This window comes from Treponema sp. UBA7567, assembly GCF_002476655.1.
In the GTDB taxonomy this organism is placed as follows: Bacteria; Spirochaetota; Spirochaetia; order Treponematales; family Treponemataceae; genus Treponema_D.
The window spans coordinates 79,705-91,561 of sequence record NZ_DLLH01000013.1; the positions used below are offsets into that span (position 1 = coordinate 79,705).

An 11,857-nucleotide genomic window follows, 5' to 3' on the forward strand; every position below is an offset into this window, starting at 1 on the left:
ATACTTGCCAAAACTAAAGCGCGCAACCTCTAAAATCATCAAGCGTTTTATAACCTTTTTTTGCCATAAAATTCCTGATTCCTTTTAAGATTTCTGTCATTGCAAGCGGATTTCCAAAAGTTGCAGTTCCAACTTCTACAGCGCTAGCTCCTGCCATGATAAATTCAACTGCATCTTGCCAGCACGAAATTCCGCCAAGTCCAACTACAGGAATTCTTTCGTTTTCCGGAAGTTTATTCATTGCAAGACATAAATCATAAACCATGCGAAGGGCAATTGGTTTTACAGCAGGCCCCGAAAAACCAGCACGGATATTTTCAAAATAAGGACGGCCGGTCTCAATGTTTATTGCCGTTGCCTGAAAAGTGTTTACAAGGCTGATTGCGTCGGCGCCTGCATTTTTTACGGCCATTGCAACTCCAATCAAATCAGGCGCATTCGGACTGAGTTTTACCATAAGCGGCTTTTTTGTTGCTTTGCGGACAGCTTCTACGACAGATGCCGCGGCTTTTGGTTCCATTCCAAACGCCATGCCGCCGGCTTTTACGTTCGGACAACTGATATTCAACTCAATCATTGGAGCGTCTGTTTTATCCAGCAATTTTGCCCCTTCAACATAGGTTTCAGGACTTTTTCCGCTCAAATTGACAATTGTCTTTGCCCTAAATTTCTGCATTAACGGCAATTCATTTTCAATAAAGTGTTTTATTCCAGGATTTTCAAGTCCGATAGAATTTATGAGTCCCATTGGAGTTTCAATAAGGCGAACTCCGAAATTTCCAGGCTGACCGTCCAAAGTAAGTCCTTTTGAACAAATTCCGCCAAGAGAATCAACATCGAGAACTGTCGAATATTCACTTCCGTAGCCAAAAGTTCCGCTCGCAGCAAAAACAGGATTTGCAAATTCAACTCCGGCAATTTTTACGCTCAAATCAGGCTCTTCGTTTTTAGAAAGAGGTTCGCGTCTTGCCATCCTCTGAGAAGTTACAGGCGAATCAATTTTCGAAAAATCCAAAATTTCCGCATCAAAGACAGGGCCGTCTTTGCAACAGCGCTTATTTCCTTCTTTTGTGTGAATTGTACAGCCAAGACACGCGCCAACACCGCATGCCATTCTGTTTTCCATGCTAAGCCAGCATTTTACACCAGCATCGGCACAAATTTTTTGAACAGCCGCAAGCATAGGCGTAGGACCGCAGGCATAAACCGCATCGTATTTTTTTACGCTTTCGCTGTCAATTGCGGCAGTTACCATGCCTTTAATTCCAACCGAACCATCATCTGTCGTAATCGTAAGTTTTTCCGGAAAAATATAATCAAGTCCGTAAGAACCGCTTTTAAATGCGGCAACAAAATCATAAGATTTTTTAGGAAGGGTTATTGCAAAACCTGCAACAGGCGCAACTCCAACTCCGCCGCCAACACACAACACTTTCGAATTTTCTGCAGGAACCGGCCAATTGTTTCCAAGAGGACCAAGAAGTTCAATTCCATCTCCGCTTTCAAGAGTAACAAGCTCTTTAGATCCACTTCCTTTTAAGAGAATTAAAAATTCAATGCTCACATTTCTGTCAGAAATTTTGCGCGAATTATAAACGCTAATTGGACGGCCGAGCAAAAGCCCCGAACGCACAGAGCGCAACATATAAAACTGACCGGGAATTGGAACAATCGCATTTCCGCCGTTTATTCCCGCCACATTCACTTTCAAATACCAGACGCTTCCGTATGGGACGGCAGACTGCACAATTGAACATCCGTTTACCTTACCTGTAGCAAAAACAGGATACGTTTCTCCAGCACAATTTTTTATTTCCGGCATAAATTTTAACCTCGCTTACAAAACCTTAAAGATTGTTTTTTGCATTGAGCAAGTCGAGTTTTGCGGCAACGCAGGCATTTCCAGCAGCATCAGCAATTTCCTTTAAGCAGAGATTTCCGCTTTCAACTTTATCAGCAAGCTCAGGAGCTTTTTTCCAGGCACACAAAATACCGCGGCTTGAATTTACAGTGCCGCCGGCTTTATCGAGCAAAGCAGCCGCAATTCTTGCAGCCCCGCCCTGAGCGCCATATCCAGGAATCAAAAAGAAAATTTCAGGATAAGCATTGCGAAGCGCACGAGCATCGCTTTCTTCTGTACAGCCAACAACCGCGCCAACAGGCGAACAAGTCTGTCCAGGATAATTTTTTTCAAATTCAGCGGCAATTCTTTTTAATTCGCATCCAGTACGGTCAAGAACACGGCCGCCATTTTTTAATTCCTGCTGCTCAATATCAACCATTCCAGGATTTGAAGTTCTCAAAAGAACAAAAATTCCTTTTGAACCAGTTGCAATTTTTGATTCGGCAGTATGAGGCGCGCAATATTCAGTAAAAGGCTTTAAAGTATCAAAACCCATATAAGGATTTACAGTAATTATGTCGCTTTCAAATTCGCCAGAAAAATGAGCGCGCGCATATGCTTTTGCAGTGTCAGCAATATCACCGCGTTTAATGTCACTGATTGCAATAAAACCGGCTTCGTGCACAGCCTTGATTGTCTCTGCGTAAACTTTTAAACCTTCAAGCCCCATCGCCTCATAATAAGCAATCTGAATTTTAAAACAGCATGCAGATTTTTCAGCGGCAACTCTCTTAATAATTTCTTTATTGTAAGCAAGAACCGCCTCAGTCTTAGAACCAAAAACATTTAACAGCGGAACCGGAATATAAGAAGGATCAGTGTCCAGACCAACGCAAAGAGGCCCGTATTTTGCCGCAGCTTCCTGTAAAATCTGCATATTGTGATTCATAAAAAAACACCTCGTTCAAAAAATAAAACATAAACAGTTTAGCAAATTTTCGATATGATTTAAAGAACGGGCGTTCCGGAACCCTGTAACCAGGATTCCGGGCAGGCTGTCGCGTTATAAAATTGCTTCGCAATTTTTCCGTTCAGCCACGCAAGCGTGTCCGAACCGCTCCGCGGCTTCCATCCTTAACGCGTTTTATTCTCCAGGCCATTCAAAATGTTGATAATCTTTTACGCCCTGCCAGTCTCCGCCCCATTCAAAACCATTTTTTGTAAAAACTTTATAGGCAAGGTCATTATGGTCAATTTTATAAGAAAAATTCCCAGTCCTGTCCACAAAATCAGCAGCATTCGCCGGCTCAACGCTAATTTTTCCTTTTATGTTTTTTACGCACGGATTGTAGAGCGGATTTATATCAACCGCAAGTCCAGAACCGTGTTTTGAAACTTTTTTTGTAAAATTTATAAACCTAAAATTAAAACAAGACGAGTTATTATCCGCCATGCTTTTTTCGTCGTCGGCATCGTATTCATCTATCAAGCGGATTTTTTCAATCGGATAATCAGAAACATAAAGTTCCTTAAAAATTTTCAAAAGAATTTCTGCAATTTTTTCGTTGCAAATCAATTCGCCTACGAGAGTTTGTCCAGACAAATTCTTGTGCAAAAGATGAAGAATCCGCAGATTTTCGCGCGGAAATGTGCAGTTCTTCTTAAAACTTTTTCCATTTATTTTTTCAAAAACAGAATCGCTTATTTTAGAAACGTAAAATTCCCTATCCAAAACAAAATTTTCGTTCAATTCAATTTTTTCCGCTTTATTCAAAGAAAATTCAGAATCATTTGAATTAAAATTCTGCGCCATACAAAAACTAAAAATAAAAGCAAAGCTCAGCAATATTAAATTTTTTTTCATTTTGTTATAATTTTTCCATGCAAGAAACAGTTTTTAGAAAAAACATCGAAGTCAAAAAAGAAATGGAACTTCTCTACCGCGGCATCCGCTACAAACTCGGCTACGGAATCGACAATGCCGGAAAATCCTACATTTCTTTTGGCGAAGAATTTCTTCCAGCAAAGCATTTTTACAGTTACGGCCAGCTCGTAAACGAGGCCATGCTCGGAATTTCGCCGCTCCGCGACTCAATCGAAGTTCTTCAACTTTTAAATCCGTAAAAAAACATTCCAACATTCTATTGCAAAAAAAATCAAAAATGAAGCGCAAGCAAAAATAAACTCTTTTTTTTATTCAAAACAAATCTCGCATCCCGAAAAAAAACAGAAAATAATTTTTTACAGAACCTGAACATTGTACCACAATTTGATATTAAATAGCTGTTTTTTGTCAGTTTGCACAATTTTTTTTTTCTTGTACAATTCAGCTATGAAGATTTTTCCAGCTAAAAGTTTTGACATTCCTGACATTTTAAAAATTGAACATGCGGCGTTTATTCCGGCAATTCAAGAAAAACAAGCAACATTTGAAGAACGCCTACGTGTCTTTCCTGAAGGATTTCTGATACTTTCTGACAATTCTCCAGAAACAGTTCTCGAAAACGGCAAACCTCTTACCGCAGGTTATTTTACGAGCGAAATCTGGCCGTGCGTTCCTAAAACAGACAATATTTTTATGCTCGGACATTCCGCCGAAAAGACACACGATCCGAACGGCTCAGTTTTATATTTTTCGTCATTTGCACTTTTGCCGGCTTTTCAGGGCAAAAAACTCGCCGAACCATTTTTAACCGGCTGCCTGGATTCAATCTGCGGAGCATTTCCTCAAATAAAACAAATTATTCTTCTTGTAAACGAAGAATGGCACGGCGCAAGACACCTTTACGAAAAATTGGGATTTAAAGAACTCCGCACTATCAAAGACTTTTTTCCGTCATTAAAGAAAAGCGCTTCTGACGGAATTGTCATGTTAAAATCTGTCGATTAAGCGTTTTTTGATTTTTTCAAGGACTTTCTAGCGAATTTGCCCGTCGCCGTCAATCAGATATTTTGTCGTCGTAAGGGCTTTGATTCCCATAGGTCCGCGGGCGTGCAGTTTTTGAGTGCTTATTCCCAGTTCCGCGCCAAAACCAAATTCTCCACCGTCAGTAAAGCGAGTGCTTGCATTTACATAAACGCAGGCAGCATCGATTTTTGACTGAAAAATGCGCGAATTCTGGCGGTTGTTCGTAACAATACATTCTGAATGTTTTGTGTTGTAGGAATTTATAAAATCAATCGCTTCGTCCAAATCGGAAACAGTTTTTACAGAACAAATAAAGTCTAAAAATTCAAAGCCAAAGTCTTCGTCTGCGGCTTTTTTAATTTTCGCAGAATTTTGTACATTTTGGACAGATTTATACGATTTTTCGTCCAGCCTCAATTCAACTTTACCGGCAAATTTTTCGACAAGTCTTGGAATAAACTGATTTAAGATTTTTTCGTTTACGACAATTGTTTCTATTGCGTTGCAGGCTCCTGGACGCTGAGTTTTTGCGTTCCAGGCAATATTTAACGCCATTTCAAGATCTGCGCTTTCGTCAACATAAAGATGGCAAATTCCCGCTCCTGTTTGAATTACAGGAATTTTCGCCGTCTGAACAACCATATTTATGAGCTTTGCGCCGCCACGAGGAAGAGCAACATCAACTTTTCCAACCGCTGTCAAAATCTGTTCAACTTCCTCATGATTCTTGCACGGAGCGAGCGAAATTGCTTCATCTATTCCATTTTTTGCATTTTTTAAGCCTTGTTTTATCGCTTTTTCAAGGGCAAGATTTGAATTTATTGCGGAAGAAGAGCCTCTCAAAAGAATTGAATTTCCGCTTTTGTACGCAAGAGCAAAGGCATCAGCCGTTACATTCGGGCGGCTTTCGTATATAATTGCAACAACTCCAAGCGGAACACGAACCTGCCGAATCGTCATGCCAGCAGGAGTTTTCCAGCCGGCAATTTCTTCTCCAACAGGATCGGTCTGGCTTATTATCAATTTAAACGAGTCAATTATTGAATCAATTTTTTTGTCATCAAGCGAAAGCCTTTCTACAAGACTTTCACTCATTCCGCGTTCGCGTGCATTTTTTACATCAAGAGCATTTGCTTCAAGAATGATTTTTCGATTTTTTTCTATTGAACTAGAAACGCTCAGCAAAGCCTCATTTTTTTGACTCGCAGTCTGCAACGCAAGTTTAGATGAAGCGTTTTTTAAGCTGGCTGTTATTTTTTCAATATCCATAAATCAATCATCCGATAAAATTTTTAGTAATTTGCAAGAAAATACATTCCAAGCAAAAGAAGCGCGCGGCTTTTCTGGTCAGAAAAATTTGCTTTTTCCGGAAGATTTTGAATATACCACCAAAAAACTCCAAACTCAGGATCAATACGCAAAGAATATTCTTCAAATATTGGTTCTTTTGAAGTCGGCCCAAACATCAAGTAAACAACGTCAGACAAAATATGACCAAAACGGCTGTATTCATCTGCATATTTTCCGGCTTCGATATAAGCGCAGAACTGCTCCAAATTATACAAAACTTGCTCTTTTACAGTTTCATCGTCTTTTTCAACCCAAGTTTTTTGAATCAAAAGCGTAAGATTTTTTTTAAATGAAGAAATTAGCTTTGAGTCATCATTACCAGCAAGAATTTCTGCAAAAACTTTTTCTGCGCTAAACAGTCTGGAAATTGTTACTGCAAGAGAATTCACTTCCTGAATGTCTGCAACATCTTTTATTTTTTCAACTGCACTGATAATTTCTGGCTCTACAAATTCGCCAATCAAATTAGATTTTGTCATATAACAATTTTATAATTTTTCGGCTTACCTATTCAAGTGCAACAAAAATGAAAATTTGACAGTTCGCAAATTCAGTCTCAAAATATATCAATAAAGTTAAATTAACTTTTGTCATTCTGACAGTGCACTTACGTGTAAGGTTTGCGTTGCAAACTTCATCGTCACTAAAAAATCAAATCGAAAATTAATTTTTCGCATTGAGTTTTTACCGGAGGTTCTCAAATAAAAAAATCTTTATTTATTCTTTCGGCAGCTGCTATTACGCTGTTCGGTTTTGCTTCGTGCAATAAATCTCAGACAAAAAAATCTGCCGTTCAGGAAATTATTTCTCAGGCAGAAAATATGACTTTTGATGAACTTTGCCAAAAGGCAATCGAAGAATCAAAAAATGCCACATTAAAGGGAATTGGAAACTCTAGCCGCGGAAAAACTGCCGGAGCCTCATTCATCAAATATCTCAAGTCGCTTGATTCAAGCTACGCAGGAAAAATTGAATGGTCACAGCCAAAAAACAATTCAATCTTTACAACTCTCAATGTTGACTACAAAAGCGCAAATCCTGAATATTTTATGACACTTATTCAGGACGGAAACCAAATTCAAAGCAAGATGATGGACACTGGAGTTCTCCGCACATTTATTCCAAAAGAATGGGCAGAAGCAAACAAACTTGCAAAAAAAGACTATCCAGAACTTCTTCCTTTGCAGACTTTGAATAAAATTTTTATGTACAACCATTTGAACGGAGTAAAATTTACAAACTGCTGGGATTTTGTTGCTCCAGGAACACATGGTCTTTTCATGGGCGTAAATTCTGAACTTGTCGGCAAAAACTTCCTTTATATGCTCACTGCCGACAAATACGCAACCTGGCTCAAAAATGCATTTGATAAACTGCCGGCCGAAAAACAGGCTCAGTTTACTTCCGTAATTGATGAATGTGCAAAGCTTGCAGAAAACTTTGGTCTTGAATCAAAAAATGCAAAATACGGTCTTGCTTACACTAAACTTTGGGTACAAAACTACAACGAAGAAACAGACGACGGTCCAATCTGCAACAGCATTGTAAAAACTTCTGCTGCCGGCGAATTTGCGCTCATCGTTTATTCTAAGCTCCGTTCAGTTGCCGAAACAGCTGACGTTTCTGTAAAAAATATTTCTGTCGCAGCTTACGAAGAAGGCTACAGCGGAATCGGTGGTTACGGATACAGTCACTATCTCGAAGTTATGGATTCTTCTCCATATCCATGGACTGCCTGCGCGTTTATTTCTTACATGGTTACAAAGCTTGACGGTTTTACAGCCTGGGGAAAAGACATGGGCGGTTACTCTGCAAACCCTGTTCTTGCAGCAGAAAACGAAGCAAAATTCCATCACAGCACAGCCGGCGGAAACGAATTCCCTGCTAAAAACGACAGAGGCTTTGAATGGTGGGCTGCAGAAAACGGCGGTGAGCTCGTAATCGAAGATCCAAAATATTGTGCCGAAGTTTCAGTTGACCTCGGCGATTGGATTGACATTACACGTGCAAACCGCAAATAAGTTTTAGCCTCTTTTTGTCACAAAGCGAAAGCAGGGCCTGTCAAAATACAAATACCCGTTTTGACAGGCTCTCTAACCTTTATGGAGTCAACTTTTTAAGCTGGAGGTGCTTCCTATGGCAAACAACAATCTTCAGACCCAGCTGAAGCTCAACAAAATAAAAACATTTTTTTACAAACCACAAAATGTAATTCTTCTCTTATGCGGAATTGTTCTTTCTGTAACAACAATTGCTCCAATCCTGTATTTGATTCAAGATACGGTGGCAGTTCATGCAGGAACAGTCGATTCCTTAAAAACCGGTTTAAAAGAAGGTCAAATGACTTTCTACAACTGGATTGATCTTTTTACTGGCCGTCTTGCAAAAGCAAATTTATGGACACCACTTTTAAATACTGTTCTTCTTTCTGTTTTTGCCTGCCTTATTGCAATTTTTTACGGCGGTCTTTTTGCATATTTAATCACCCGGACAAATTTAAAATTCAAAAAATATCTTAGCGCAATCTTTATTTTCCCTTACATTATGCCACAGTGGACGCTTGCCATGGTCTGGAGAAACGCATTTAACAGCAATGCCATAACAGGCGGTTCAGACGGACTTTTGGCTTCGCTTTTTGGAATAAAAATGCCTTTATGGTGGTGCCAGGGAATTTTTCCTTCAAGCATAGTTCTCGGCCTGCACTACGCGGCCTTTGCATATATTTTAATCGGTGGAATTTTCCGCAATATGGACGCAAACCTCGAAGAAGCGGCAACAATTCTGGATACTCCAAAATGGAAAATCTTCCTTCATGTAACAATTCCTCTCGTAAAACCTGCAATTCTCTCGACAATCTTGCTCGTTTTTGGAAGCTCGATGGGAAGCTATCCAGTTCCGCATTATTTAAGCCTCGAAACTCTCTCCACAAAATATGTCGGTTTAAGTTCTGGCCGTGCCGGAGAAGCCAGCGTTATTGCAGTAATAATGATGGTTTTTGGAATTGCAATCCTTCTCTTAAACCAAAGAAGCACTTCAAGCCGTCAGAATTTTACAACCGTAACTGGAAAATCCGGCCAAATTTCAAAAGCAAATCTCGGAAAAGTCGGAAAATATTTAATTGCGTTTATTTTTATCGTAGTTACGCTTTTTACAAGCATTTATCCGATTATTTCTTTCGCCATTGAAACATTCCTGCCAAATCCAGGCGACTACAGTTTCTTAAAAACAGGCGATTTTGAAATGCTTACGACAAAATGGTGGACAACTTCAGATACCTTGGGCGAATACGGACTTTTTGGACAGCTCGGAATTTTGCACAACGTTCAAATCTGGAAATCTTTCTGTGGACAATTGTTCGTAGCCGTCTGCTGTGCGCTTTGCGCCGGAACAATCGGAACCCTGGTCGGCTATGCAGTAAGCAAAAACCGCAGAAGCAAGAGCGCCGCCTATGTAAATTCTGTGGCATTTTTACCTTATCTTATGCCTTCTCTTTCTGTCGGTGTAGCCTACTTAATTTTTGGAAAAGCACTTTCTATTGGCGGAACCTTCCTTATATTGATTCTTGTTGGAACGGTAAAGTACATTCCTTTTGCAAGCCGAAGTTCGCTCAATTCAATGCTGCAACTTTCCGGAGAAATCGAAGAAGCCGCAATAATTCAAAATATTCCCTGGGTAAAGCGAATGTTTGGAATCATAATTCCAATTCAAAAAAGCTCGATTCTTTCGGGATTTTTGCTTCCGTTTATGACCTGTCTGCGCGAACTGACGCTCTTTATGCTTTTGTGCGACCAGTTCAAGATTATGACAACGGCAATGGATTATTTTGACGAAATGGGACTTTACGCATTCTCAAGCGGAATGAACCTTATTCTTATTATTACAATTTTAATTTTTAACGCTTTGGTAAACAAACTTACAGGCGCAAGCATTGACAAAGGTGTAGGAGGTAACTGATATGCCGCAGATAAAACTTACAAATGTTACAAAACGCTGGGGAAAATTCTTTGGTGTTGATAAATTGAATCTTGTCATTGACGACAATTCATTCGTTACTCTCCTCGGACCTTCTGGCTGCGGAAAAACAACAACTTTAAGAATGATTGCCGGCCTCGAAACGCCAACCAGCGGAAAAATCGAAATTGGCGACACTGTTGTCTTTGACAGCGAAAAAGGAATAAATATTCCTGCAAACAAGCGAAAAGTAGGATTTTTGTTCCAAAATTACGCGCTCTGGCCAAATATGACGGTTTACAAAAATATTGCCTTCGGTTTGAGCAATATTTCCGAAGAACTGCCAGTTTATGACTTTGAAGCAAAAACTTCTGACCAGATTACACAGATTTTGCGCGGTTCTGTCGAACTTGTTGAACTGATAAACGGCTGCAAGGGCAAAGACGGAAAAATTGATGAAGAAAAAGTTCTTTTAAAAATCATTGATACGTTTACGGTTTCGATGTTTACTGCAAAAAAAATATTTGCAATGAAACTCCAGAACGAAGAATTCCCGTCAGAAAAAGCAAATTCTCTCTGCAAAGAATACGAAGCAAAAATCAAAACTATTGAAGAAAATTACAAACAAAAAGGAATTTCCTTAAATGACGATTTTGCTCTGGTTCAAAACGGAAAAATACTCACAAAAACGCGCAAACTCACTTCTGAAGAAATTGACCTTGCAGTGCGCCGTGTAAGCCGCGTTGTAAAAATCGGAATGTTTATGGACCGCTATCCGGCAGAACTTTCGGGCGGACAGCAACAGCGCGTAGCAATCGCAAGAACACTTGCTCCAGAACCAAGCGTACTTTTTATGGACGAACCGCTTTCAAACCTCGATGCAAAGCTCCGGCTAGAAATGCGATACGAACTTCAGCGGCTGCATATTGAAACAGGAAGCACCTTTGTCTATGTAACCCACGACCAGCTCGAAGCTATGACGCTTGCAACAAAAATCTGTCTTATAAACAACGGTGTTTTGCAGCAGTACGATGCTCCTCTCGACGTTTACAACCACCCGAACAATCTTTTTGTTGCCGATTTTGTAGGAAATCCTTCTATTAACTTTATCGACGCAAAAGGTGAACAGACAGACGGCAAACTTGAACTTACGCTCTTTGGCGACAAAAAATTGATTTTTAAGCCGGAAACAAAAAACGGCGAGGAATTCAATTTGGAAAAATGGTACAAAACCAGAGATGCCGACGAAGTTGAAACAACAAAAAAACTCGAAGACGAGTCAAAACAAAAAGGTTATGTTGAAAAACAGAACAAGGACGAAGTTTTTAAGTATCACATTGCAAAAGTGAACGAAGAAGAAGGCTTTGCCGCAAAAAAAGATTCGCCGGCTCAAAACGGCGACTTTGTTCTTGCAGTCCGTCCAGAATTCATAAAACTGACCGAAAATGGGAAATTTGACGGCGAAATTCGTGGAGCGTTGCCAACAGGAATGGAATCGACAATAAAAATCAGCATTGGCGAGTTTTTGTTGACAAGTGTTGTTTTTGGCGGTGTAACGTTCAAAATTGGAAGCAGTCAAAAATTCGATTTTACCGGCAACGACTTAATGCTTTTTGACAGAAAGAGCGGAAAACTCATTACGCACGGAAAAATTGAATAATTTTGTCCTAATTAGCCCTAATGTCGAGTTCTGATAAGAACAGTACTTTAAGTGTCATTGCCGTGCTCGACACCGCGATGTTTGCATAGCAAACTCGGTTAGCAATCTTGCAAAAAAAAGTGCAATAGATTATCGGGTCAAGCCC

10 protein-coding genes and 1 pseudogene are annotated in these 11,857 nt (G+C 39.8%); 6 read left to right on the top strand and 5 right to left on the bottom strand.

Features of this window, described 5'->3' with window-relative positions:
- Nucleotides 1-13 precede the first annotated feature (13 nt).
- The 3 genes from B3Y13_RS01190 to B3Y13_RS01200 all read right to left on the bottom strand — a co-directional run bounded on the left by B3Y13_RS01190 (nt 14) and on the right by B3Y13_RS01200 (nt 3,656).
- Nucleotides 14-1,822 (bottom strand): dihydroorotate dehydrogenase, encoded by a 1,809-nt coding sequence (locus B3Y13_RS01190; RefSeq protein WP_296692153.1) that lies wholly within the window; start codon nt 1,820-1,822, stop codon nt 14-16.
- Between the two features lie 25 nt (nt 1,823-1,847).
- A complete protein-coding gene (gene pyrF, locus B3Y13_RS01195; protein WP_296692155.1) occupies nt 1,848-2,792 on the bottom strand; it encodes an orotidine-5'-phosphate decarboxylase in 945 nt (314 codons plus the stop codon).
- Nucleotides 2,793-2,987: 195 nt separating this feature from the next.
- Nucleotides 2,988-3,656, bottom strand: a complete 669-nt coding sequence (locus B3Y13_RS01200; RefSeq protein ID WP_296692159.1) for a M15 family metallopeptidase — start codon at nt 3,654-3,656, stop codon at nt 2,988-2,990.
- Nucleotides 3,657-3,724: 68 nt separating this feature from the next.
- Here B3Y13_RS01200 and B3Y13_RS01205 point away from each other — a divergent pair, with 68 nt between their 5' ends.
- Together B3Y13_RS01205 and B3Y13_RS01210 are read left to right on the top strand one after the other, a co-directional pair.
- Entirely contained in the window at nt 3,725-3,967 is a 243-nt protein-coding gene (locus B3Y13_RS01205) for a hypothetical protein (RefSeq protein ID WP_296016519.1), read from the top strand.
- Between the two features lie 208 nt (nt 3,968-4,175).
- A complete protein-coding gene (locus B3Y13_RS01210; protein ID WP_296016516.1) occupies nt 4,176-4,733 on the top strand; it encodes a GNAT family N-acetyltransferase in 558 nt (185 codons plus the stop codon).
- 27 nt (nt 4,734-4,760) lie between these two features.
- On the opposite strand, the gene B3Y13_RS01215 is transcribed toward B3Y13_RS01210, so the two are convergent.
- Together B3Y13_RS01215 and B3Y13_RS01220 are read right to left on the bottom strand one after the other, a co-directional pair.
- On the bottom strand, nt 4,761-6,020 hold the full coding sequence (locus B3Y13_RS01215; protein WP_296692162.1) for a glutamate-5-semialdehyde dehydrogenase: 1,260 nt from the start codon (nt 6,018-6,020) through the stop codon (nt 4,761-4,763).
- Between the two features lie 23 nt (nt 6,021-6,043).
- Nucleotides 6,044-6,580 (bottom strand): hypothetical protein, encoded by a 537-nt coding sequence (locus B3Y13_RS01220; RefSeq protein WP_296692163.1) that lies wholly within the window; start codon nt 6,578-6,580, stop codon nt 6,044-6,046.
- 342 nt (nt 6,581-6,922) lie between these two features.
- Between B3Y13_RS01220 and B3Y13_RS01225 the strand changes: the two genes are divergently transcribed.
- From B3Y13_RS01225 to B3Y13_RS01235, 4 genes and pseudogenes are all read left to right on the top strand, one after another.
- A complete protein-coding gene (locus tag B3Y13_RS01225; protein WP_296692165.1) occupies nt 6,923-8,122 on the top strand; it encodes a hypothetical protein in 1,200 nt (399 codons plus the stop codon).
- Between the two features lie 115 nt (nt 8,123-8,237).
- A complete protein-coding gene (locus tag B3Y13_RS01230) occupies nt 8,238-10,055 on the top strand; it encodes an ABC transporter permease (RefSeq protein WP_296666865.1) in 1,818 nt (605 codons plus the stop codon).
- A gap of 1 nt (nt 10,056) precedes the next feature.
- Nucleotides 10,057-10,392 (top strand): annotated as a pseudogene (locus tag B3Y13_RS09900) (ATP-binding cassette domain-containing protein); the annotation flags it as partial.
- A 189-nt stretch (nt 10,393-10,581) separates the two neighbouring features.
- Entirely contained in the window at nt 10,582-11,712 is a 1,131-nt protein-coding gene (locus B3Y13_RS01235) for an ABC transporter ATP-binding protein (RefSeq protein WP_414718182.1), read from the top strand.
- Nucleotides 11,713-11,857: the final 145 nt, after the last annotated feature.